Below are 24,004 nucleotides of genomic sequence, written 5' to 3' on the forward strand. Positions count from 1 at the left end.
TCTTAGACTGACTTAGCTCTGAAAGAAATCTATGTCTGCTCAGGACTTTTTAGACAGTGGAACATTTGTCGGGCGTGTGTGGCGTGAAGATGTTCAGGGGCCATCGATTGTAGTGATACGCAATGGTCAGGTGCTCGATATAACGAGCACTGTTGTACCAACAATGCGTGATCTTTTGGAAATGGGAGATCCGGCAGCCTATGCCGCTCAATCCATGGGCGAGCCAATTGCCGATATTTCAAACCTTCTGAATAGCGGGTCTGACGGACGAGTCCATCTGCTTGCGCCCATTGATCTTCAGGCTGTTAAGGCGTGTGGGGTTACATTCGCTCGCTCCATGGTGGAGCGTGTGATCGAGGAACGTGCCGCGGGCAATCCGGAATTAGCCTCGCGCATTCGTGGCCGTATCGCTGCTGTTATTGGGGAAAGCTTGCGTGACCTTAAAGCAGGTTCCGCGGCGGCAGAAGAGGTCAAGGCAGCTCTTATTGATGAGGGTGTCTGGTCGCAATATCTCGAAGTCGGTATCGGGCCAGATGCCGAGGTGTTCTCGAAAGCGCAGGTTTTATCCTCCGTTGGGCATTGTGCTGATGTAGGTCTTCATCCAGCGTCCAAGTGGAACAACCCGGAACCGGAAGTCGTGCTTGCGGTCAATAGTCAGGGGCGGATCGTAGGAGCAACACTGGGAAATGACGTGAACCTTCGTGATATAGAAGGTCGGTCGGCACTCTTATTGGGTAAGGCGAAGGACAACAATGCCTCATGTGCAGTTGGCCCGTTGCTGCGTTTGTTTGATGAGACCTATGATCTTGATGATGTTCGCTCGGCCGAATTGATGCTGAGCGTTGAGGGCGATGACGGCTTTATGCTTCGTGGGCATAGCTCAATGAAAGAGATCAGCTGCGACCCGCTTGATCTCGTTGAACAGACTATCGGCGCGCATCATCAATATCCTGATGGTTTGGTTTTGTTCATGGGCACACTGTTTGCTCCAACGGAAGATCGGGGTGAGCAAGGGCAGGGGTTCACTCATCATGTTGGGGATGTTGTAGCAATTTCCAACAGTAAACTTGGCACCTTGCGCAATAGGGTAAAACTCTCAACGCAATGCGCGCCATGGGTTTTTGGCGCATCACACTTGATGCGAAATCTGGCGGGGCGGGGGCTGCTCTGACGAGCAACTGAAATCGCATTCGGCTTGGTTGTTGGGGAGATGTGGCCAAGCAGACCAGTACATCTTTTGACACGTTCGATCTAAGGGAGAGAGAAATGAAATTTGTAAGGTTTGGAGAAGCTGGTTCTGAAAAGCCGGGCATTGTTGATCAGAATGGCTCTATTCGCGATCTTTCGTCTGTTCTAAGCGATATTTCAGGCAAAGAGCTTCCGACGATCGGAACGAAGCTTGCGGGGGTAAACATCCAGAACCTGCCTCTGGTCCCAGAAGGTACGCGACTGGGCTCTTGCGTTACTGGCGTTGGCAATTTTATCGCTGTTGGTCTCAATTACGCAGATCACGCGGCGGAAAGTGGAATGGCTGTGCCGGAAGAGCCGGTTTTGTTTAACAAGGCGCCATCCTGCATTGTTGGCCCAAATGATACTGTGCTTATCCCGCGTGGATCACAGAAGACAGATTGGGAAGTTGAACTTGCAATCGTGATTGGCAAAGCCGCATCCTATGTAACCGAGGATGAAGCTGTCGATTACATTGCTGGTTATTGTGTCTGCAACGATGTCTCGGAGCGATCATATCAGCTTAAGCGCGGCGGCAACTGGATGAAGGGCAAGGGTTGCCCGACATTCGGTCCCTTGGGTCCGTGGCTGGTGACGCCGGACGAGATTGCTGATGTTGATGCGCTCGCGATGACGCTCGATGTCAATGGTGAGCGTGTTCAAAATGGCTCGACCAGCACCATGGTTTTCAAGGTGCCTTTCATTGTTTCCTATATTTCCCAATTCATGAAGCTCGAGCCGGGTGATGTCATCACGACCGGAACACCTCCCGGCGTTGGAATGGGCATGAAGCCTCCGCGTTACCTGAAGGCCGGTGATACGATGCGCGTTGAGATTGAGGGATTGGGCGTCCAAAACCAAGTCACCGCTGCGGCCTGAATGGGTGATTGAGGTTTAGGGGATAGCAATGAACCGGATTGATATGAACGGGAAGCGCGTCATCATAACAGGTGGCGCGCAAGGGATTGGCTATGCGATCGCGGATCGACTGGTGCAGTCTGGGGCTGCTGTCGCGATTTGGGATTTGAATGCGGGGGAGGCCGAAAACGCTGCCCGCAAGCTTTCCCCTGAATGCATCGCCTTTGGTGTTGATGTGGCAGACGCAGAGAGCGTTGCGCATGCGACAGCTCAGACTCGTGATGCTTTTTCAACCATTGATGGACTGGTCAACAGTGCCGGTATTACGGGGCCAGTTAAGGCGCTGGTCGATTATGACTTGAACGAGTGGAACAAAGTGGTTGCAGTTAATCTGACGGGCACATTCAATTGTTGCCGTGCGGTCGTTCCTCTGATGACAGAGAATAATTATGGGCGCATCGTCAATATTGCGTCGGTTGCAGGTAAAGAAGGAAACCCCAATCTGGCAGCCTATAGTGCCGCAAAAGCGGGTGTGATTGGCTTGACAAAATCGCTTGGAAAAGAGCTGGCAAAAACGGGCATTGCGGTGAATTGCATCACGCCGACGACTGCCAAGACGCCAATACTCGACGGATTAACGCCGGAATTCATAGACTATATGCGGGTGCGTATTCCACGGGACCGCTTTGTTGAACTCAACGAAGTTGCGTCCATGGTTGTGTGGATGTTGTCGGAAGAAAACTCATACACCACTGCTGCTACATTCGATCTCAGTGGTGGCAGGACAACGTATTGAGGCATTTCGTTCTCGGTTAGTGAAATAATTTTGTTGGCGCGATCGGTCAATTTGTCTGCTGAGATATAAACTTGACTTTTGCAGTCATGTAATGTGTGTTAGTCGGTGCAAAAACTCGAGGCACCATCGTGGAAATAATCGAAGCAGCCGGATTGAAGATCCTTATCGACAGCATGCCCGTTAAGAGTGGGCAAGCATGGCGCTCAGTTATGGATCCGGGCATCTGGATGGGGGCGATTGCAGCGGGTCATGTTGAAGTCGAACAGGATCAGTTAGGGCGCAGAGTTTGGCAAAAGGGGCAAACCGCTGTTTTCAACAGTGATAAGTTCGTTGAGACAAACCATTGCTCTCTCGTGAGTGGTACACTGAGCGCTGTTTTCATTCAAATAGACCCTGATCAGGCGGAAAGTGGCCTTGGATCGGAAGCTGTTTCTGCAATTGTTTCCGCGGCTAAAAATACGCAAGAGTGCGGAACAGCAGCGCTGGACGGCATCTCCTGGCAAATGTTGAGCTGTCCTTTGCGCGGTGCGTCGCGCAAATTGTATATGACGGGCAAGGCGCTGGAATTCATATCGCATTTGGTATCGAATGATAGCGTTACAGACGGGTGTGAGCATGCACGATGGACTGCACGGGATATAGAATGTTTTCATGCCGCGCGTTCTATCCTGATGTCGGATCTGGCAAATCCGCCCACAGTTACGGAATTAGCGAGAATGGTGGGCACAAATGCCCGCAAACTTGGAGCCGGATTTGTTGATCTGTTTGGCACACCAGTTTATTCGTTTGTGAAATCCCGGCGTCTCGAAGAAGCACGCAGTCTGTTGGAATCCGGCGAGACTTCGATATCGCGCGTTGCCCATAATATGGGTTATCATCCTGCTCATTTTGCCACGGAATTTCGCAAGCGGTTTGGCATTTCGCCGACGCAGGTGACGGGACGCAAGGGTTTTGCGTAACCAATTCAGCAATTGATGCGCGATCCCCAAAGACTTTGACGCGATCCCTAAACTACAAGGTCTTGTCCTCAACGATCAGCTATCGCAAACAGAGCTTCTAAAACTTGGGGACTAAACTCATGATTAAGAAGCGCGTAAATTTCCTGCTTTCCAACTGCCTGCTGGCAACGCTTGGATTTACTCTTTTGGTTGATGGTGCAGCAGCGCAGGAAAATGCCGCGCAGCAGGTCAAAGAAGATACGATTGTCCTTGATCCCATTACGGTAACAGCACGGCGCCGCGAAGAGAAAATACAGGATGCGCCTGTATCTGTTTCGGTTGTCCAGCAAGATCAACTGGTTCCGGGTGATGTCACTACATTGGAAGATGCGGCATTCAGAGCGCCAAACGTGAATTATAATGGTCAGGGTGGTCCGCTCTCAATTCGGGGTGTCGGTTCGCTGGGAATTTCCGGTGGCGTGGACCGTTCGCCAGCCGTTGGATTGTTCCTCGACGATGTTTTTGTCGCGCGCCCGCTTGGTTTCCCGGTTCTCCTTGATGATCTGGAGCGCGTCGAAATTGTTCGCGGCTCTCAATCCGTCCTTTATGGAAAGAACACCATTGGTGGTGCTGTTAACCTGCTGTCACGCCTGCCCGGTGATAAGCCCGGCGCAGAAATGTCGGTGACCTACGGCAGTGAAAGTGAAAAGCGGATAAAAGCTGCCTTTGAAACTCCGATAGAGGGAACAGGTCTGGCTGTTCGCGGCGCAGCGGCATGGTCTGGCCGGGATGGTTACATCACCAATCTTTATAACGGTGAGGACGTTGGCGATCTCAATTACTTCACCGGTCGTTTTACCGTCGCCGGGAGTTTGAATGAGAGTACCCGATTAAAAGTTGTTGCTGATTTCTCACGCGATAAAAGTGATGGTGGTCTATGGTACGCGCCTGTTGATCTCGCATTTGACGGTAAAGTTGAGCATGATTTCGATCCTGAAACGAGCACAAAGTCCGGCGGTATATCGGCTCGCATTGACCACGACTTAGGTGATTATGAACTGACATCGATTTCCGCAGTACGCGGGCATGATTTTTCGCAGTTCCTCGACGGCGATTTTACGACCACTCCATATCTTATTCAGGGTCAGGTCGAGAGACAGCGTCAGTTCAGTCAGGAGGTCCGTTTGTCCTCCAATGATGACGGGCCGCTGCGCTGGACGGGCGGACTCTTCTACATGCATGAAAAGTTCGACGGCACGCAATATTTCGATCTTGCTTCCTTGCCGCGCGATCTGTTGAGCCGCGACGTCTTTGAACAGAAGACAGATACGTACTCAGCCTTTGGTGAAGTGTCGTACTACGTCATGCCTCAGCTTGAGCTCTCGGTGGGTGGACGCATCACACATGATCGCAAGAGCACCAGCTCGGAAATCAGCACCCCAAGCGGCACCTACATGTTCGGCTATCCTGGCTATGCTGACGACAATGTTTCGTTCACAAACTTCTCCCCGGAAGCCAGTGCCACTTGGCATTTCTCTGAAGGCAACATTGTGTATGCCAAGATCAGCCGCGGTTATAAGGCCGGTGGTATCAGCCCTTATATTGAAGCGAATGGCTCCGCCAACAGCTATGATCCGGAGACCACGACCAGCTATGAGATTGGCGCAAAGACGACAATTCTCGATGGGCAGGTCACTCTTGCTGCCAGCGCCTTCTACATCGATTGGAAAGACCAGCAGGCTGTAATCTACACCACGCCGGTGACACGCGTGTATCGCAACGCTGCGGCTGCGACCTCCAAAGGCTTCGAGCTGGAAGGTACATGGGCGATTACCCATGCGCTATCCTTGTCGGGTAGTTATGGTTATACTGATGCAGAGTATGATGACTTTGTTGATGAGGTCATGGGCGAAAATTATTCAGGTAATCCGCTGCCCTTTGCTCCTGAACATAGTTTTAATGCCGGTCTGCGTTGGACCCATGAATTCCAGAACAATTTGAACATGAATGCTGGCATTGATTATAGCTATCGCAGTTCTTATTCGTTCACTTCATCCAATAATTACCGTCAGAAGCCGACGAACCTCGTTGATGCGCATATTGGTCTTTCCAAAGATTGGTGGAGTGCAACATTGTGGGGTAAAAACCTCACGGATGAGACTTATCTGAAGAACTATTTCAGCTATTCGGGCACTGATATGGGCGTTGCAGCACAGGGACGCTCTTATGGACTGACCCTTGCGGCGAAGTGGTAAGCTTTATGACTGACGTCTCGATGAAGGTACAGGCTGATCCGGTCGCGAAACAACGCAGTGATCATTTTTTGCTGATCCTCATTGGTGCCTTGTATTTCTCGCAAGGCATTCCGATGGGCATGGCGATGGAAGCATTCCCGGTCATTATGCGTCAGAACGGCGTGCCTCTGGAATTGCTGGCATTTGTGCCTCTGGCAGGCTTACCATGGATACTTAAGATATTCTGGGCACCGATGGTCGATAATTGCTGGAGTGCCAAGCTCGGGCGTCGGCGCAGCTGGTTGCTGACAATGCAGACGCTTTTGCTGATTGCCATGGTGTTGCTGGCATTTGTGCCTGCCACATCCGCAAACGCCGTGCTGATGATCGTAATCATGAGTGTCGGAATGCTTGCAAGCGCAACACAAGATACCGCAACTGATGGGCTGGCTGCTGAACGTCTGCGTGCGGGCGCCTTAAGCCGTGCCAATGCGCTACAAATTGGCGGTATGATGGCAGGATTCATGGTTGGAGGCGGTGGCGCACTGCTTCTTATTGATACACTCGGCCAGCAATATCTGCTTCTTTTGCTTTCACTCATTCCGCTTGCAACGATCATATTGGTTTTGCTGTGGAAGGAAGAACCGCAAGCAAGCCACATCGCTACGCAAGGCAAAGCACGCCTCTCGGATTGCTTCCGCCGCCAAGGCATTTGGCCATTATTGCTGCTGGCATTTCTTTATGGCAGTGCGCATGCGGGCGGGATGAGCATCACGAAACTGTTTCTGGTTGACCTTGGCTGGAGCAATCAGGAAGCGGGTTGGGTGGCAACACTTGGTGGTTTGGTACTGATTGTATTGGGTAGCCCGGCAGGCAGCTGGCTTGCTGCATACAGGATCTGGACAGGGCTGAGCATCGGGGTTTTTGTGGTGATGGTTGGGCTTGGCACATGGGGACTTCTGGCGCTCGGATCACTACCAGTTAACTGGATGACCGTGGGCATCGCGACGTTTTGGCTGAATATCGGCAGCGGTATTATCGCAGTTTGCGCTGCAACTTTGAATATGTCATTCGGCGGTTCGGGTAAACAGGCGGGAACAGACGTTACATTGTTGCAGAGTGTAAATGTAACAGGAGAAATGCTGTTTGCAGGGATTGTTGTCTGGCTGGCATCACTTCTTGGCTACAGCACGATGTTTCTTGCGGTTGCCTGCGGAGGGTTGCTCATCCTGGTTGTTGCTCGGTTGGTGAGAAGCAGGCTTTCACCTGCGGCTCTCATGCCACTGAATGAAGATGCAACAGGCGCTTAAGATGAGTGATTTCGCTGAGAAACTGGTTGATCGCATTGCGCGTAAACCGCACGGGTTGTTGGGACGCCTGCTTTACAGGTTTCCGCTTGCCCATAAGCCGGGCTTTGATCTTGTTCTGACAAAAGCTGCACCTGATGCCGATGATACAATTGTTGAAGTTGGGTGCGGTGGCGGCGTCTTCATGCGCAGGGCATTGACGAGTGGTTGCCGGGCCGTCGCGGTTGATCATAGTCAGGCTATGGTGGATGCAACAGCCAGATTAAATCGTGCAGCGGTTCGAGCCGGGCGTCTTGATGTTGTTCAGGCGGACGCGTCGCAACTGCCGCTGCTAACAGCCACCGCCGACAAGATTTATTGCCTGAATGCGTTTTTCTTCTTTCCTGATCCGGAAGCGGCATTACGCGAAATGGCGCGTGTATTAAAACCAGATGGCATTCTTGCACTGGTTACAGCACCGCCGGAAATGCGCGACGATATCGGCGGATATTTCAGCCGGATGGCGCAATCCATGCAGTTTTATAGCCAGACGATGCTTTCCGATATGGTTTTAGCCGCCGGTCTCGAGCCAATCGAAATATTGCAAGTACCAAAAGCAGGCCTCCTCATGCTGGCGCGTAAACGCTGAGCTTCAGCATCAATCAGCCGTTCGGGGCCTTTACGCGGGTCTGATGAAGTCGGATCAAAATGTTTCCCAAAAAACAGAGCGAGTTTGATGTCCAAGATAAATGGTGAAGTGAAGCCGCCAAGCGTGTGGTCGATATTGAATCCGGTTGTTGGAAAAATTCGCTTTGCGATGGTGTTGTCTGCCTTTGCATCGGCTTTTACGGTTCTAGGTCTGATTGCACTCGCATGGGCTTTGCAATCATTGTTTAGCCAGTCTGATCAGTTCCCTTGGGTGGCGATGGGAATTGCGGCATTGTCTGTCGCGCTTTCTTATGTGTTCAAGCTATTTTCCTTCAATCAGTCGCATTATGCGGCCTTTCGCCTTGAAACTTTGCTGCGCCGTAAACTTGCAGCGCATCTTGCCAAAGTGCCACTCGGATATGTCGAAGATACCGGGCCGGCTGCGCTTGCCAAAATTATGATGGACGACGTTAAGGCACTGCATGCCTTTGTGGCTGACAGCACGCCACTTTATGCGCGCTCCTATGTTTCGCCGCTTGTTTCATTTGTAGTGCTTTTCATTCTTGATTGGCGTCTTGGGCTGGTTGCAATTGCTGTTCTTGTCTTTGGTTTTGGCGTGATTGCCAAAACCATGAACAATAGCCACGAGATGATGCACCGGTTTAATCTGGCGCGTGAGCAAGTGAGTATTTCAGTCGTTGAATATGTTCAGGCTATGCCAGTGGTGCGTAGCTTTGACAGTGGCACGGCTACATTTGGACGCTATCAAAAAGCCCTCGAAAATTATCTGGAAATCGTTTTGCAATGGTATCAGAAAGCGGGTTTTTCAGCACGCTTCTCGATGGCAATCCTTAACCCGATGCCGACAGTCACCGTTGTGCTCTGGTTTGGTGTGTGGCTGTTTTTGAATAATGGGTTAAGCCTTGCGGCACTTGTTGCAGTGCTCCTGATTTGCACCGGAATGGCTGAGGCATTGTTGCCTCTCATGTCTTTGAAACATCTGATTTCGCGCACGCAAATGAGTGTGCAGCGTATTCAGCAGGTGCTTGATACGCCTCTCTTGAAAGAAGTTGAGAGTAGTCATGCACAGTTCCCATCGAACTCCGGCATCGAATTCAAAAATGTGGGGTTCCGCTATAAGGCTGACCAGCCGAACGTGCTTCACGATATTTCATTTATAGCAAAACCGGATACGATAACCGCCCTTGTCGGTCCGTCCGGTGCAGGCAAGACAACAGTTGCCCGCTTGGTTGCTCGTTTTTGGGATACGAGCGAGGGACAAATTCTGATCGGCGGAGCCGATCTGCGTCTCATTCCGACCGAGAGCCTGATGCAGCAGGTAGCGCTCGTGTTTCAGGATACTTTTTTGTTTTCAGGCACGATTGCTGAAAACATCACCATTGGCATGCCAGAGGCCTCTTTGGACGATGTCATTGAGGCGGCTAAAGCTGCGCAGGCGCATGAATTTATTATGTCGTTTCCGGCTGGCTATCAGACGCTTTGCGGCGAACGCGGCATTTTCCTATCCGGTGGCCAGCGGCAAAGAATTACGATTGCGAGAGCAATCCTGCAAAACAGGCCAATTCTGGTTCTGGATGAAGCAACAGCCTTTGCCGATGCAGAAAGCGAGGCCGCAATTGTTAAAGCATTGGCTCATCTGATGAAGGGTAAGACCGTGTTGATGATTGCCCATCGGCTTTCGACAATTCGTCATGCCGACCAGATCCTTGTTTTTGATCGCGGGCGGCTGGAAGAGTGCGGCAAGCACGATGAACTCGTAGCTAAGAGCGGGGTTTATGCGCGGTTATGGAGCCATTATGAGCGCGCGCGAGACTGGCGTTTGACAGGAGAAACGATGTGATGACGACCGAAACCGGAACCACATCTCTCCGTGTGACATGGCAACAATTAATGCGTACTGCGCGTAGCCGCGCAAACGGATTACGCCGAAGCTTAATCGGGCTAGGTCTGGCCGCTGCACTTCAGGGACTGGCATTTGCCTGCATCATGCCGGTATTTTTATCGCTGACGACCAATGCCACTTGGCAGGGAATTGTGCCATGGCTTCTTGTGATGACTTTATTGATGGTTGCGAGCACCATTGTGCGCTGGATGGCGCAGAGCTTTGATTATAACGGCGAAATGGTGCGTAATACGCATGAATTGCGCTCAGAGCTTGGTTTGCAACTGCGCAAAATCCCGCTGCTGACATTACAGGATAAACGAGCGGGCGAGGTCAATGCGACATTGCTGGGCAATGTCGATGAAAATCTCACTTACGTGTTGACGATTGGCAATCAAATTGCAACCGCCGTTATTACGCCGTTTGTCGTGGCTATTGCTACTTTGTTTTTCGATTGGCGCATGGGTTTGCTTTTGTTGGTGATCTTTCCGGTTCTCATTCCGTTTTATCGCTGGCGTCGGCCTGCATTCGGGCGCGGAATGCGGGCACTGGCTGATGCCACAGAACAGGCAAGCGCTGAAATGCTTGAATATGCGCAGGGGCTACAGGTGTTGCGCACGGCAGGCGCAGTTGGCGACAGGGCGCTCCGTCTCAATGCCAGCATTGAGCATCTGGAAAACGTACAGGCTTACGGGCAGCGCAAAGGCACAAAGCCTAATCTGATGATTGCGACAGCCATGGAGATTGGTTTGCTTCTGGTTGTCGCCATAGGCGCGTGGCTTGTGGCAGATAATTTGCTACAAGTTGGGCTTCTCGCAGCCATAACAATTATTGTGGTTCGGTTTGCGGAGCCGCTGAGCACAGTCATTTTGATGGCACTCATCATTGACCTGATGGAAACGGCATTGGGAAAAATCGAGGCGCTTCTTGATATCAAGCCCTTGCCGCAACAAGCTCCTGCACAGCTCCCGCAAAACTATGCAATTGAGTTTGATAATGTATCTTTTGGTTATGGCGCGGTTGGCGGGAGTTCAGTGCTCGAAAATATCACGCTTAAATTTGCCGAAAAAAGTCTGACGGCTCTGGTTGGTCCATCTGGTTCAGGCAAGACAACGATAACGCGGCTGATGATGCGGCAGGCCGATGCCGATCATGGTTCGGTAAAGATTGGTGGTGTCGATGTTAAATCCATCGACCCGGACCATCTCAACCAATTGATCTCTGTGGTTTTTCAGGACGTATATTTGTTTGACGATACGATCCTCAACAATATTCGTATGGCGCGTCCGGATGCGAGCGATGAAGATGTGGAGGCTGCGGCACGCTCTGCCCATTGTCATGATTTTGTCAGTCGCTTGCCTTACGGCTATCAAACACAGGTTGGCTCCTTAGGAGGAAGGCTGTCAGGCGGGGAGCGCCAGCGTATCAGCATCGCCAGAGCAATGCTGAAAAATGCACCGATTGTTATTCTCGACGAGCCGACAGCTGCGTTGGACACAGAAAGCGAGGTCGCAGTTCAATTGGCAATTGATGCATTGGTGCGCGAGCGCACTGTGATTGTTATAGCGCATCGGCTCTCGACAATTGTCGCTGCCGACAAAATTGTTGTCATTGAAGATGGACACTTGAAAGAACAGGGTACGCAGGCGCAGCTACTATCAAATTCAGGTCGCTATGCATCCATGTGGAAGACGCAGACCGCTTCAACAGATTGGCACGTGTAATGCGATAGTTTCAAAGGGCTGTTGGCAGTTTGCAGAATGAATGCCGAGTTTAATATTTTCTATGTCATTATCGAAGCATATAGTGTTGGATAGTCATTCCATTAACATCAGCTTCGCTAATGCGGCATCGCTATAAACAATTGACCAAGTATGAGCTCTCATAAATTTTGTCGTGACGTTTGCCTGGAGCGTGGCGAGCCTATGCCAGGCGCTGGGGTTGCCGCCAGACGCTATGTGTTGTTGCATTGGCCGCGTCGTCACTGGCGTGTGCCAAGAACAAACGCTTTCGGTATGTCTGTCCAGCTCACTGCGGCAATCATTGTTGCTAATCAGGCTGGAATTCATGTCGCCCTCGTGGAGGGCGATGAAATTGCGTTGTCGTGTGATAATCTTATTCTGCGCTCGGCAACGCCTGAAATTTTGTCCGAACAATTGCTTATGCTGGCAGCGGGAGGGAAACTTGCCGGAGAGCCCGATGAGCGCATTACAATCCTGTGCTGTACAGATGGAAAACAGGACCCTTGCTGCGCTCGCTACGGCTTTGCGACATGGAAAGCTTTGCGTGATTATGCTGACCCAACAAATTTCAGGGTTCTGCAGTCAACGCATCTTGGGGGCTGCCGCTTTGCTGCTTCACTTCTCGTATTACCGGATCGCGCCAGATATGGCCGTCTCGAACCACAAGATGTACCGGATTTCCTGTCTTGTCTTGGCAAAGGTATTCCATACCTTCCGGCTTACAGGGGAAACCCAGAGCTTGATGCCCTTGAGCAGGTGGCTGAACACGCAGCGCTGACGTTCTGGAGCGACACTGGAGTACGGGAAAAAATTACTTTTGAAAATAAATCCGGCAGCAATGCCGGGGAAGACGCTGAGGTTATTGCCTCTACCACATCTCAACGACTGCTCATTCGGCTAAGGTTAGATACGTTCGACGTCAATACACGTTGTGACACCCTGAAGACTGACTGCCCGAGTGAACAGGTTGATCGCTGGAGTGCAGTTTCAATTACGCCGTTGACCTGAAGACCTGCTGATTAAGGTTTCTGCCGAAGGATTTCCCGCTCGCCGATATGCGATAAAAGCAAAGTTGCAGAGCCAATCAGACCTTCCATCGTTTCGCCATAGCGACTGCGGTTGAAGTACAAAAATTGTCGATTGCGCACAGCAAACAGGTTGCGCCACTGGACCGTCGAGCGAAAGGCCCGCGTTTCCGCTTCCTCATCCAGCATTTCTTCGTAAGTGTCGATAATGATGTCACTATCAAAGTCGGAAAGGCGTTCCAAGCTATAGGGTATATCGCTCGAGCTATTTTCATAAGCGGGAACGTGGCCAAGACCAAAATCGTCTATCACCTGCTCCATGCCACCCCGCCCTATGATCCGAAAACCATCTCGGTAAATTTCAATAGGCGTCACGGTAATTGAAGCAGGGTTCTTTACGCGTTTCCCGAATTCGTTGACGACATCCTGATATTCATGATTGAGCTCATCATAGCGGTGGCGCTTGCCTACCAGATCAGCCAGTTGTTCTGCATAAGAACGGATGCCTTCTTCGCGCAGCGGTAGGAGCACAACCGGTGCAATGGCTGAAAGCTTATCGCGCAGTGCTGCATGATAGGATAGCCCCACGATGAGGTCAGGCTTTAATGCGGCTATTGTTTCGGTATCTGGTGCCTGATGAGTTCCGACATATTGAATTTTCGACGTATCGTATCTTTGCGATGCGCCTCTATAAATTGTATCTGTGAACAACCGCTTGCGGCCGGATGATCCGCAAGGCGTGACCCCTAATTCAAGTAACTGCGTTGTCAGACTAAAATCGTGCAAAGACACCACGCAGCGGGGCGTGACTGGTACTTTCACAGACCCAAATCTGTTGGAGAAGGTTCGTGTTTCTTCTGCATGAGAAGAGCCGACGAATCCGAAACTACATATAAGAAGAAACAAAGCTGACGCTATCTTGATCATCTGGTGGTTCCTTTGCGCGACAGCAGATAAAGAAGATAGGGCGCACCAATTACGGCCACCACGAGCCCGGCAGGAATTTGGAGTGGGGCAAAAACTGTACGGCCTATCGTATCGCTGATGAGAACAATGCAAGCGCCCATTAAGGCGGCCAGTGGCAAAAGCAGTCGGTGTTTTTCTCCAACAAGAAGTCTTGCCGCATGAGGGGCTAAAAGACCAATGAAGCTCATCGTGCCCACATTGGCGACAGCTGAAGCGGTGAGCGTAACACTGAGCAAAAGTGATATGATCTGAAAACGCAAGACATTCAGGCCACGCGTACCCGCAACGGCGTTGCCAAGTTGAAACAAATCAAATTGACGGTAAAGCAGCATCACTGGAATACCAGCAAGCAGCAGCCACAAAGTCTGACCGCGCACATTCTCCCATCCCGTCTTGTGCAAACTACCGGCAAGCCAGAGTAAAGCCGATTCCACATGATCGATACGGCCATAAGTAATCAGCAAGTCTGAAATTGCGCTGAGGATGGCTGTGACACCAACACCAACCAGAAGAAGGCGCAGGGGTGAAACCCCTTTGTTCCATGATAGTGCAATCACGAAGAGTGCTACCAGCAGTCCACCAACCAAAGCGGCAAGTGGATAAAGTTCCACAGCAAGTGCAGTAGGCCAGAGAATGAGCGCAGCAAGCACAGTTAATCCCGCGCCAGCCTCGACACCCACCAACCCAGGTGCAGCAAGTGAATTGCGTGTGAGCACTTGTAGTACAACACCTGCAAGAGCCATAGCCATGCCTGAAAAGATCGCGAGTAATATGCGCGGTAGGCGCGTGTCGACAACAATACTCCATATGGCATTATCAGCTCTATCAGGTGCTATAATAGCCAGAGCAATTTCGGAAGGTGTAACCGGATAGCTACCAAGCGTCATCGCCAGCAATGCTATTCCCGCAAGAAAGGCCATTATACCCAGTAGAATTATTCGGCCATGGGAGAAGCGCTTGTGGGTCTGCTTGGTGGCGGTTATTTGCGCTTTCATCATTTTACTTTGCCCAATACGAGAGCAATGAAAATGGGACCGCCGACCATGGCAGTCACAATACCAGTATTGATTTCCAACGGACTGACAGCGGTACGGGATATAATGTCACTGACGACGATTAGCAATGCGCCAATCAGAGGGCTTGCTGGCACGATGAACCGATAATCGTTGCCAAATATAATACGTCCGATATGCGGCGCAACGAGGCCGACAAATCCTATAGGTCCTGCGATTGCGACGGAGGACCCGGCCAGAAGCACGATCGCCAGAAGGGATGAAAGGCGCATTCGCAATACATTCAATCCCATCAGTGCTGCCGATTGTGCGCCTAAGCGGTGCAGATTGAGCGCAGGGATATTTGCGATTGCAATGCATACCCCCACCATGATGAACGGAAAGGTCTGCCACCGCGCTTGCGAACTATCGAAAGCCAGTGAACCGACAAGCCAGCGCCTTAAGCTCTCAAGTCCCTGTTGATCCAGCAACAAAACCATTGAGGTTAAAGCACTGAACAGGGCTGCAACCATCACACCTGATAAAACAAGGCGAACTGGATTGGGATCCGCTCCAGTGTTAAGAAGCACACAACCCGCTGCAACAATAGCACCCGCGAAGGCTAAGAGTGGGATCATTGCAAGCGTATTACCCGGAAACACCAGCAATCCGATTACCACGAAGAAAGCTGCGCCGCTGTTCACGCCTATAAGCCCCGGATCTGCAAGTGGATTTTCGCTTACAGCCTGCATCAGTGCACCTGCAAGGCCAAGCGCTGCACCCACAATCACAGCACCCATCAATCTGGGCATCCGCATTTCGATTATGATGCTGTGTAAAGGATTGGCTGGAATATAGGCAACAAGCGCTTGCCAAACGGTGCTCCAGTCAAGCTGACGCGCCCCAAGTTTCAGATGCAGAACAGCAGCCACAATAAGCAGCACAGAAAGAATGGAGAACTGGAAAATACGCCAATATGCCGACACGGATGTACCCATTAAGCAGATGATGAGGCAATGCACATGGCAATGCCTGTCTCAGGGTCATCCACCATTCTCGAACGAACCGAAAAGACGCTATCTATATTAGTCGCAGTGAAGACCTGCTGTGTGTTTCCTTCCGCCACGACCCGTCCATCTTTCAGCATAACCAGTTGATCCGCATAGCGCGCGGCCTGATTGAGGTCGTGCAATATTGCAACCACTGTGCGCCCTGCATCGCGCAATACCGAAAGCAGGTCGAGAAGGCTTAACTGGTTTGCAACATCCAGAAAGGTCGTTGGTTCGTCGAGCAGTATAATCGGTGTGTCCTGAACCAGTGTCATTGCAATCCACGCGCGTTGTAGCTGCCCTCCTGAGAGGTTTTGCAAGGGACGATCAAGAAGTTGTTCGATGCCGCATAATTCTACAGCGCGTGTAACAGCATCCTCATCTCGTCTAGACCAGCCACCCAACCAGCTTCTCCAGGGGAAACGTCCCTGCGCAAGCAATTCACGAACATTCATTCCCGCTGGCGTATGCACATGCTGCGGTAGAAAGGCCATTTGTTGCGCCAACTCACGTCTAGAATAGGACGACAGCTGCTTTGAACCAAGTTTCATATGGCCGCTTTGTATCGCAACGGTGGTTGCCATGCTGCCCAGAAGGGTTGATTTGCCAGAGCCGTTTGGCCCGATCAGAGCCGTGAAATGACTGGGAAGAATATTCAAATCAATATCATGGAGAATGTGCTGAGAGCCACGATAGACGTTTAATCCTCTTATTTCTATCATGACCATTAATTCCTTGTCTCATTGTCGGAAGTGGTAGTCACTGGGCTCTTCCAATCGCGTCATAGCATCGGTAGGGCTGCGAACGCGCCGCAATAAGTGTGTTGTGACACTTTCTTGATTTATTCAAAGTGAATCGCATGATAGCCAAGGCTTATCTTTGTTGATCATAATTGTCATGTTATGCGATGGCTGTTCCAGCTTTCCTGTAATCATGCATTGAAGTTGGGGAATGGCTATGCCGGTAAACTATCTGAAATCAAGTATCGGCGGGCTGCCCTATGTTTCGTCATTGCCATATAGCATTCCGCTTGCCTGTGCCATGATGGCGCTGTCGGTTAGTAATCTTTCAGCACAGGACGCAGGTGCTGGAATTAATCTGCAAACGATTGTCGTTCAGGACAATGACCGCTCAACCGAGCCCGTTAAAGGCTATGTAGCCAAAGTTAGCAGCAGTGGCACCAAAACGGATACCCCTATTGTGCTCACGCCGCAGTCTGTTTCGGTGGTTTCAGCGACCGAAATAAAAGACCGCGAGGCACAAACCCTCGCTGACGTGCTGGCCTATACACCAAGTTTTACCGCGCAGCCGGGTCCATTTTCGCGGGTTTCTGACAGATTTCGCATTCGTGGGTTCGATGTTGAGCCAGGAACCGGCGGTTTGCTGCGCGACGGTATGAGGCTCCAAAATAATTCATATGATGGTACACAGGAACCGTTTGGCCTCGAACGTGTCGATGTTGTACGCGGTGCGGCTTCTGTTCTTTATGGCCAGCTCTCGCCGGGCGGCTTTGTAAACGGCGTAAGCAAACGTCCAACTCCGGAGCCTTTGCGTGAGGTTTCCGTACAGGGCGGGCTTCATAATCGTAAACAGGTGACGGCAGACTTCAGCGATGCCATAACTGATACATTGTCTTATCGTTTGACGTTTCTTGGTCGCGATAGCGACACCGACGTTGATTATATCACTGATGACCGTATCTATATCGCGCCAGCAGTCGAGTGGAAGCCGGATGAAGACACATCGCTAACTGTGCTCGGTTTTTATCAGAAGAGCAGCACGCGTTTTCCCGCCGCACTTCCTTATGAGATTGTGGAAGGTATTGGTGATGGCCCCTTCATTCTCGGTCGCGATACCTTTATCGGTGAGCCGGACTATGACCGGATGAAAAGTGACATGGGCGCATTGGGTTACGAGTTTACCCATCGCTTCGACAATGATGTTAAGTTCTCAGCAAAGTCGCGCTACTACGAATCCGATCTGGACTGGCGTTATATGATGGCTCAGACGAGCGCCGCCGCGGTTAATCAGGTCGCACAGACAGGCATACTGGCTCGCCAATACAGTGACCGTCATGATCGTGCGAAGGGCCTTACACATGATATGAATGTTGCATTCGATGTGGATACAGGCCCGCTCTCACATTCATTGCTCGCCGGTTATGACTTTTATGACACAACGTATGATTCAGATAATTTTCGCGCAGTTGCTCCGTCAATCGATCTGAACAATCCGGTCTACGGTGCTAACTTCACAGTCAACCGTGATCCATTGCGTAATCGGGGCGGTAAGACGGAAACGATACAGCACGGTATCTATCTTCAGGATAAAATCACGTTTGATGAACGCTGGAACGTATTGCTCGGCATAAGACATGACTGGGCTGATCAGAATTTCAGCTATCATGCTAACAACCAGTCGATCAGTCGTAAGTCTGAAAAGACAACGTGGCGGGCTGGAGTCGTTTACGAAGCTGAGAATGGACTGGCTCCCTATGTCAGTTATGCGCAATCCTTCTTCCCGGTCGCCGTGACTGAATATGTCGAAGATATGAGTTTCTCACCTACGACTGGAGAACAGATCGAAGTCGGTATTCGTTATCAGCCACCCGGCACCAATATCCTGTTTAGTGGAGCCGTCTATCAGCTCAAACAGGACAATATCGTCACCCGTACACTTGCAGGAGACCTCACACAGATCGGTCAGAGGCGTGCGCGAGGATTGGAGCTTGAGGCCAAAGCGGAGCTGACTGATTACCTGACGATGGTGAGCTCGTATTCTTACACAGATGCCCGGATCACCAAGAGCGAAGAACTTTTGCAACTTGGCCAGCGCAGTGAAAATACTCCCTATCATCAAGCTGCTATCTGGATGACTTATGATATGGTGCAGTTGGGCATAGATGGCCTGTCTGTTGGAAGTGGCGTCCGATACACGGGGACAACTCGCGCGTCGGGAATAGATAAACCAATTCCGGGTTATACGCTTGTCGATGCAATGGTCCGTTATGAGTTGAGTAAAAATATAACCTTGTCGTTGAACGCCAGCAACCTCTTCAATAAAGAATATGTAGTTTGCGAATTTGCAAAGTGTCTTTACGGAGATGGCAGAGAGGTTATGGTGTCTTCAAGCTTCCGCTGGTAGCATTGATAATAGTCCAAGGGTTCTATAGGCATACATATAACAATCATGCAATTTTTCTGCATGGTTGTTATATGGTTCTCGATAATAGTATTGTGGAGCAGCGCATCTATCAGTGCCTATCATTGAACGATATGGCCCTAAAATAATAAGACCTATCCATTCAATTTCTCTTTGTGAGATTTCCATACGTCTATATAGCTGTCTACCATGCTTGCTATCTTGAATTGATCTTGATTAACGGTTTCCCTGAAGAAACCCTCATTTTGTAGATTTCTTAAGCGCTTGATATCAGTGATATATTCAATAATTCTGTTCTGTATCTCATGCACATTTGGTTGGCAGGAAAATTCTTTCTGTATATAGCTGTCCATTCCAAGGCCGGGCGTTGCTATGAGTGCACAGTTTGATAGCAACGCCTCTAAACCGACAATGCCATAGCTTTCTTGGGAGCTTGGGAAAACCACGATATCTGTTTCTGAAAATGCTTTTCTCTTTGCATCGCCTTGTACGTAAGTAAGGCCCTTAAACCCTTCTTTTTCCATATAAGGCGGAATATTTTCTGGCCCATAAACTCTTGGTTCGATAATTTCTCGGAGCTTGGCAGGTAGCGTGTTAATTGCCTCACGGAAAATCTGAAAATTTTTCACAATATCTGTAAAGCGACCGAAGAAGCTTACGACTATTTTATTTTCAGGATGGCGCATCTTTTGCTGAGGGTAGTCAGAAAAGTTAACGCCAATTGGAAATATATTTGGTTTAACAATGTCCGCAGACACGTGGTTCAATATTGATTGATGCGCCCATTCACTGTGCATGACAACCGAGCCACTTTGACGAACTGCAATTCGCTGCTCCCAATAGTGTTGCAAGCCGCGCTGTGTCCTCGAAAGATAATGTTGCATTCCAATATAGCTCGAATGCAAGGTGAACTGAACCCGATCTAAATGAAAATAAAATGGCATAACTGCTGAATTTTCGTGTACGGATATTATGTCTGGTTTGTAATCACTCAGTATAGGCTTTATCTTTTCTGATGTGCTCCAAGCTAGATTGAGACTCAATGCCTCCATTGAAGAATCAAATGGTAGCTCCGGCTTGAGCATAATTTCATAGTCGGCCATTTTTGAAGGACGTGTTTTTTGATTGTTTAAGTACAACACCTTAAATGGATACTGGCGCTTTTTTAACTCTGCCCAAAATATCTCGTTAAAGAACCCAAGGCCACTAAAGAGTACGTCTGGCGCTTCTGTAGTGACAATTAACACGCGAGGGTTCATGGCGGCTCCATTCGAAAATAGACAGAAGTTTGAGTTCCTTCAAATATTGATTATTTCAGCAAGCCTTTATAGATCGCTAATGCAAGTAGAATAAACGGTGGAAAGTTTCGCCGATTTTGATGGTTTGCATACAGAAGCAATCTCCGTGTGCATGTGGATGGCAAATGAGCTTAATGTTAGGTGCTAATAGGGTACGAATATAGCTGTTCATCAAATTACGACTATTGCGTGTAACGGTAGATGCTAATACTTATGAAGATGAAAGCTGCATTTTAATAGAAATAAAAAAATATTAAGGCAGAGAATATCCCAATTACCTCGCCTTTGCGATTTTTATGCCGGCGTTTAGAGCTGAATCATATTTATACCAATCTCATTCACGCAACACTTAATGCAATCTAGGATTGCCATACGATCTATTCATCTCAGATATAATATAGTTTCAACAAAATTAGTTGGCTGTCCAAAAAAGGCAAAATTCGATTAATTTAATTTATCTTTACATCATAATAGACTTATTAATAATATTATCTATATTTGATATAAGTTTGTCTTGGTGAGGGGTTAAGATGAAAAATAAAGTCGATCGCATTTCGAGAAAATTTAAAAAAGCTATTGCGGCATTGCCGCTCACCGTTTCATTTATTCCCTCTGCCATGGCAGACGAATGTTATTATGTTTCTGAGTATTCTGGTGCTATAAGCTGCGTGGATAGTGGTGACAAACTGAATGCCGTTATTCATGATAGTATAGTTATTACGAATGATTATGGCTATGTTAATGTTGGGTCCGGCACCAGCCGCACTGACAAGGTATTTGTTGAGTTGCAAAAAGGCGTCACCGTAGAGACGAAAAGCATTGGGGTTCGTGCTTTCGGCACAACTGAAGTTGGATTCACCTCGAATGGCAATATTATTTCTGGTGACAGCGCTAGTGTGGATGGATATGAGCCATCGCCGCCTCATACTGGCTCGTCTGGAGGCTTTTACCCAGATGAAACCAGTATTCGTCCTACAGATGAGGCGAGTATATACATTAATGGGGGGTCTTCTGGCGGCCCTATCGGTATCGTAAAGTTAGTTCAATCTGCCGACAGCGAGTTGCTTAATCGAAGTGGCAACAAGAATTCATCTGCGATCTATACGCATGGATTAGAAGTCGATGTCACTACGTCAGGTTTGGTGCGCTCTTATGTTGGTGATGGAGTTAGAATTGAGGGTAGAGGCCCAGAAGTTGAATTAGTAGGTAGCAGTAGTGGATATATCATCACGGACTCACAGAATATATTCCAGATGCATGCGCGAGATCAAAGTGTCATTGAAGGTGGTGCCGTTGGATCTGCAATCAGTACAGTGGGAGGTGGGGCGTCCTCCATTGTCATTGATAGCGGCGCTACAGTCGGAGCGCTATCTGATATAGCAATTAGTGCGGATGGTTATGTAGATCGTTTTGATTATTATGATTATGATAATGATATTCCGGCGACGATAATATCATCGTTTAAAGGCGCCGTTACTAATATATCTAATTCGGGCGATTTGACGGGCATTATCCGTCTGAGCAGTGGTGAAGATACCGTCGTCAATCAATCTTCAGGAAAGTGGACCGTACGGCATTTTTCAGATTCCAATCGCGATGGTATCAGAGATACGGTCGCTCCAGTTGCAATCAGTGATTTTGGGGGTGGCACGACGCGGCTCACTAATTATGGGTTGATCCAGCTGGCATCAAATGATGACGGTTCAGCCAATAATGCTCTATTCGAAGATCTGGCGACATTTCAAAATTCTGGTGTATTAAGTCTTTCCAATACGGTTCTTGGTGATCGTTTTACGATCGATGGCGATTACATCGGAAGTAATGGCACAATAAGGCTCGATAGCCAACTTGATGGCGATGCGTCCAAAACAGATATGTTGACCATCAATGGCAGTACTTCTGGCAGCTCCTACGTTATCGTAACGAATATTGGCGGCACAGGCGAAAAGACCGTCAACGGTATCAAGATCATTGAGGTGGGCGGCGCATCGGATGGACAATTTAGTCTGATTGGCAATTATAAAGCGAGATCAGGCCAACAAGTAGTGGTCGGCGGTGAATATGCCTATTCGCTGTTTCAGGGCGTCTCATCAGATCCGACGGATGGCAATTGGTATTTACGCTCGCAGTTTCAACCAACCGACCCTGTAGACCCGGTTGATCCTGTGGATCCAGTCAATCCTGATCCCGTGGACCCTGTTGAGCCAGAACCGCTCTATCAGGCTGGAGTTCCGGTTTATGAAGCCTATCCGCAGGCTCTGCTTGGCTTGAATGGTGTTGCAACCTTGCAGCAGCGTACCGGCAACCGTGTCTGGTCGGGCAATGGCAATCGTGTGGTTGCGCAGGGTGCTGATGCGATCGGCTCGCCTTATGCAGTATCTGATGAAGCCGGTGCTGCAATCAATGGCAATGGCGTCTGGGGTCGCATTGAAGGTTCGCATAACCATATGGAGCCGCGCTTTTCGACATCTGATACCAATTACAACCAGAATGTCTTCAAAATGCAGGCTGGTATTGATGGCATGCTGACGGAAACCGAAAACGGCAAGCTGATTGGCGGCTTCACGGTGCATTATGCCCATGGCAAGACGAAAACCAATTCAGCCCACGGCGATGGTGATATCAGCACAGACGGTTATGGTCTTGGCGGAACGCTCACCTGGTATGGCGAGAATGGCTTTTACCTTGATGGTCAGGGTCAGGTGACGTGGTATCGCAGTGATCTTCACTCGACGACTGCCAATACAGGCCTCACCGATAACAATCATGGCTTTGGCTATGCTTTATCACTTGAAGGCGGGCAGCGCTTTGCCATCAACGAAGCATGGTCACTGACACCACAGGCACAGCTGACATATTCCAATGTTGATTTTGATGCATTCACGGATGCATTTGATGCAGATGTTAGCCTTGATCGTGGAGAAAGCTTGCAGGGTCGTCTTGGTCTGACGGTTGATCATGAGAATTCATGGCAGAATGCCAATGGCATGCTGGATCGGACACGGGTGTATGGAATTGCTAATCTCTATTACGAGTTTCTCAAAGGCACGCTTGTGAATGTTGCGGAAAGCAGCTTCACGAGCCGCAATGATCGGGTGTGGGGTGGACTGGGCCTTGGTGGTTCTTACAACTGGAACGACGATAAATATTCGATCTATGGCGAGGGCCTCGTCAATACCAGCCTCAACAACTTTGGCGACAGCTATGCAATCAAAGGCAATGTCGGCTTCAAAGTGAAGTGGTAGTGTCTGATTGAGAGCAACGAGCAGAAGCCCCGGACGGTATTAGGCGTCTGGGGTTATAATGATCGAGAACACATATTGCCGAACTCGGGCGTTCGATAGATTGGACAAGCGTAATCTTAGTCAACGCGGGCTGTATCAATTAAAGATTTAGCCCTCCAGCTTTTCCTGATTTGTTATGATAGCTTCGATAGCAAACTGGTTGGGTGTTTTTATATGATATAAAATAACAAAAGGCGGAGCCTGACTGGCTTCGCCTTTTTGTGCAGTTCTACCGGCTGGTGCCGATGTTAGTTCTGGTAGCTTGAAGGCGAAGCGTCGCCAAAGCGATGAGCCGAGCCATCCTGATAGACCTTCTGGCCGATAGAAGCGGTAGCCGTGTTATCAACCTGCTGCGAAGCAACTGGTGTACGGTCATTGGCATAAAGATCGGCAGGAGTGCCAACATTTGGGTTTTCAGCGAAAGCAGCACCGGCGCTAAGAGCAACAGCTACGGCAGCAAGAGCAAACCTTTTCATTTTTCTATTCCTTTTTATAATCGCCCTTTGGATGGCATCAGTGCTTCCGGGGCACCGGAGTGGCATCAATGCCATCCACCGGGGAGATAACTGGGATTGCCTTTTGGATTAGTCCGTCAG

At 49.6% G+C, this 24,004-nt stretch carries 18 protein-coding genes; 12 read left to right on the top strand and 6 right to left on the bottom strand.

Annotated features, from left to right (window positions below; translation table 11 throughout):
- Positions 1–31: 31 nt before the first annotated feature.
- The 10 genes from WH356_RS22340 to WH356_RS22385 all read left to right on the top strand — a co-directional run bounded on the left by WH356_RS22340 (position 32) and on the right by WH356_RS22385 (position 12,640).
- Positions 32–1,171, top strand: coding sequence for a fumarylacetoacetate hydrolase family protein (locus WH356_RS22340; protein ID WP_339514818.1), 1,140 nt, complete (start codon positions 32–34; stop codon positions 1,169–1,171).
- 95 nt (positions 1,172–1,266) lie between these two features.
- Positions 1,267–2,106 (top strand): fumarylacetoacetate hydrolase family protein, encoded by an 840-nt coding sequence (locus WH356_RS22345; RefSeq protein WP_339514820.1) that lies wholly within the window; start codon positions 1,267–1,269, stop codon positions 2,104–2,106.
- A gap of 28 nt (positions 2,107–2,134) precedes the next feature.
- Positions 2,135–2,881 carry an SDR family NAD(P)-dependent oxidoreductase gene (locus tag WH356_RS22350; protein WP_339514823.1) on the top strand — a complete coding sequence of 249 codons (747 nt, stop codon included), beginning with the start codon at positions 2,135–2,137 and terminating at the stop codon, positions 2,879–2,881.
- Positions 2,882–3,009: 128 nt separating this feature from the next.
- Positions 3,010–3,840: a helix-turn-helix transcriptional regulator gene (locus tag WH356_RS22355; RefSeq protein ID WP_339514825.1), complete on the top strand. Its 831-nt coding sequence runs from the start codon at positions 3,010–3,012 to the stop codon at positions 3,838–3,840.
- A gap of 119 nt (positions 3,841–3,959) precedes the next feature.
- Complete coding sequence (locus WH356_RS22360) at positions 3,960–6,074, top strand: TonB-dependent receptor (RefSeq protein WP_339514826.1); 2,115 nt, start codon at positions 3,960–3,962, stop codon at positions 6,072–6,074.
- A gap of 5 nt (positions 6,075–6,079) precedes the next feature.
- Entirely contained in the window at positions 6,080–7,363 is a 1,284-nt protein-coding gene (locus tag WH356_RS22365) for an MFS transporter (RefSeq protein WP_339514828.1), read from the top strand.
- 1 nt (position 7,364) lies between these two features.
- Positions 7,365–7,988 carry a class I SAM-dependent methyltransferase gene (locus WH356_RS22370; protein ID WP_339514830.1) on the top strand — a complete coding sequence of 208 codons (624 nt, stop codon included), beginning with the start codon at positions 7,365–7,367 and terminating at the stop codon, positions 7,986–7,988.
- Positions 7,989–8,075: 87 nt separating this feature from the next.
- The gene (locus tag WH356_RS22375; protein WP_339514832.1) at positions 8,076–9,848 is read left to right on the top strand and encodes an ABC transporter ATP-binding protein; all 1,773 of its coding nucleotides are present in this window, start codon (positions 8,076–8,078) and stop codon (positions 9,846–9,848) included.
- Positions 9,848–11,614, top strand: coding sequence for an ABC transporter ATP-binding protein (locus WH356_RS22380; RefSeq protein WP_339514834.1), 1,767 nt, complete (start codon positions 9,848–9,850; stop codon positions 11,612–11,614). The genes WH356_RS22375 and WH356_RS22380 overlap by 1 nt, the downstream gene beginning before the upstream one ends.
- Before the next feature lie 201 nt (positions 11,615–11,815).
- A complete protein-coding gene (locus WH356_RS22385) occupies positions 11,816–12,640 on the top strand; it encodes a sucrase ferredoxin (RefSeq protein ID WP_339514836.1) in 825 nt (274 codons plus the stop codon).
- Between the two features lie 11 nt (positions 12,641–12,651).
- Here WH356_RS22385 and WH356_RS22390 read toward each other — a convergent pair whose 3' ends face one another.
- From WH356_RS22390 to WH356_RS22405, 4 genes are all read right to left on the bottom strand, one after another.
- Positions 12,652–13,479, bottom strand: coding sequence for an ABC transporter substrate-binding protein (locus tag WH356_RS22390; RefSeq protein ID WP_339514838.1), 828 nt, complete (start codon positions 13,477–13,479; stop codon positions 12,652–12,654).
- A gap of 101 nt (positions 13,480–13,580) precedes the next feature.
- On the bottom strand, positions 13,581–14,621 hold the full coding sequence (locus WH356_RS22395) for a FecCD family ABC transporter permease (RefSeq protein ID WP_339514840.1): 1,041 nt from the start codon (positions 14,619–14,621) through the stop codon (positions 13,581–13,583).
- Positions 14,618–15,601 carry a FecCD family ABC transporter permease gene (locus WH356_RS22400; protein ID WP_339514842.1) on the bottom strand — a complete coding sequence of 328 codons (984 nt, stop codon included), beginning with the start codon at positions 15,599–15,601 and terminating at the stop codon, positions 14,618–14,620. Before WH356_RS22400 ends, WH356_RS22395 begins: the two co-directional genes overlap by 4 nt.
- Before the next feature lie 11 nt (positions 15,602–15,612).
- Positions 15,613–16,386 carry an ABC transporter ATP-binding protein gene (locus WH356_RS22405; RefSeq protein WP_339514844.1) on the bottom strand — a complete coding sequence of 258 codons (774 nt, stop codon included), beginning with the start codon at positions 16,384–16,386 and terminating at the stop codon, positions 15,613–15,615.
- A gap of 229 nt (positions 16,387–16,615) precedes the next feature.
- On the opposite strand from WH356_RS22405, the gene WH356_RS22410 reads away from it, so the two are divergent.
- Positions 16,616–18,808: a TonB-dependent siderophore receptor gene (locus tag WH356_RS22410; protein ID WP_339514846.1), complete on the top strand. Its 2,193-nt coding sequence runs from the start codon at positions 16,616–16,618 to the stop codon at positions 18,806–18,808.
- Between the two features lie 152 nt (positions 18,809–18,960).
- On the opposite strand, the gene WH356_RS22415 is transcribed toward WH356_RS22410, so the two are convergent.
- The gene (locus WH356_RS22415) at positions 18,961–20,085 is read right to left on the bottom strand and encodes a glycosyltransferase family 4 protein (protein ID WP_339514848.1); all 1,125 of its coding nucleotides are present in this window, start codon (positions 20,083–20,085) and stop codon (positions 18,961–18,963) included.
- 569 nt (positions 20,086–20,654) lie between these two features.
- On the opposite strand from WH356_RS22415, the gene WH356_RS22420 reads away from it, so the two are divergent.
- Entirely contained in the window at positions 20,655–23,369 is a 2,715-nt protein-coding gene (locus WH356_RS22420) for an autotransporter family protein (RefSeq protein WP_339514850.1), read from the top strand.
- 287 nt (positions 23,370–23,656) lie between these two features.
- Here the strand turns inward: WH356_RS22420 and WH356_RS22425 are convergent, their stop codons facing one another.
- On the bottom strand, positions 23,657–23,884 hold the full coding sequence (locus tag WH356_RS22425; RefSeq protein WP_339514852.1) for a hypothetical protein: 228 nt from the start codon (positions 23,882–23,884) through the stop codon (positions 23,657–23,659).
- Positions 23,885–24,004 lie beyond the last annotated feature (120 nt).

The organism is Ochrobactrum sp. MYb379 (genome assembly GCF_037479515.1).
Lineage (GTDB): Bacteria > Pseudomonadota > Alphaproteobacteria > Rhizobiales > Rhizobiaceae > Brucella.

Bases quoted from the DNA above. Each gene is read 5' to 3' on its own strand.
- WH356_RS22340 (WP_339514818.1), top strand. From the start codon at position 32: ATGTCTGCTCAGGACTTTTTAGACAGTGGAACATTTGTCGGGCGTGTG.
- WH356_RS22345 (WP_339514820.1), top strand. From the start codon at position 1,267: ATGAAATTTGTAAGGTTTGGAGAAGCTGGTTCTGAAAAGCCGGGCATT.
- WH356_RS22350 (WP_339514823.1), top strand. From the start codon at position 2,135: ATGAACCGGATTGATATGAACGGGAAGCGCGTCATCATAACAGGTGGC.
- WH356_RS22360 (WP_339514826.1), top strand. From the start codon at position 3,960: ATGATTAAGAAGCGCGTAAATTTCCTGCTTTCCAACTGCCTGCTGGCA.
- WH356_RS22365 (WP_339514828.1), top strand. From the start codon at position 6,080: ATGACTGACGTCTCGATGAAGGTACAGGCTGATCCGGTCGCGAAACAA.
- WH356_RS22370 (WP_339514830.1), top strand. From the start codon at position 7,365: ATGAGTGATTTCGCTGAGAAACTGGTTGATCGCATTGCGCGTAAACCG.
- WH356_RS22375 (WP_339514832.1), top strand. From the start codon at position 8,076: ATGTCCAAGATAAATGGTGAAGTGAAGCCGCCAAGCGTGTGGTCGATA.
- WH356_RS22380 (WP_339514834.1), top strand. From the start codon at position 9,848: ATGACGACCGAAACCGGAACCACATCTCTCCGTGTGACATGGCAACAA.
- WH356_RS22385 (WP_339514836.1), top strand. From the start codon at position 11,816: ATGCCAGGCGCTGGGGTTGCCGCCAGACGCTATGTGTTGTTGCATTGG.
- WH356_RS22395 (WP_339514840.1), bottom strand. From the start codon at position 14,621: ATGATGAAAGCGCAAATAACCGCCACCAAGCAGACCCACAAGCGCTTC.
- WH356_RS22405 (WP_339514844.1), bottom strand. From the start codon at position 16,386: ATGATAGAAATAAGAGGATTAAACGTCTATCGTGGCTCTCAGCACATT.
- WH356_RS22410 (WP_339514846.1), top strand. From the start codon at position 16,616: ATGGCTATGCCGGTAAACTATCTGAAATCAAGTATCGGCGGGCTGCCC.
- WH356_RS22415 (WP_339514848.1), bottom strand. From the start codon at position 20,085: ATGAACCCTCGCGTGTTAATTGTCACTACAGAAGCGCCAGACGTACTC.
- WH356_RS22420 (WP_339514850.1), top strand. From the start codon at position 20,655: ATGAAAAATAAAGTCGATCGCATTTCGAGAAAATTTAAAAAAGCTATT.
- WH356_RS22425 (WP_339514852.1), bottom strand. From the start codon at position 23,884: ATGAAAAGGTTTGCTCTTGCTGCCGTAGCTGTTGCTCTTAGCGCCGGT.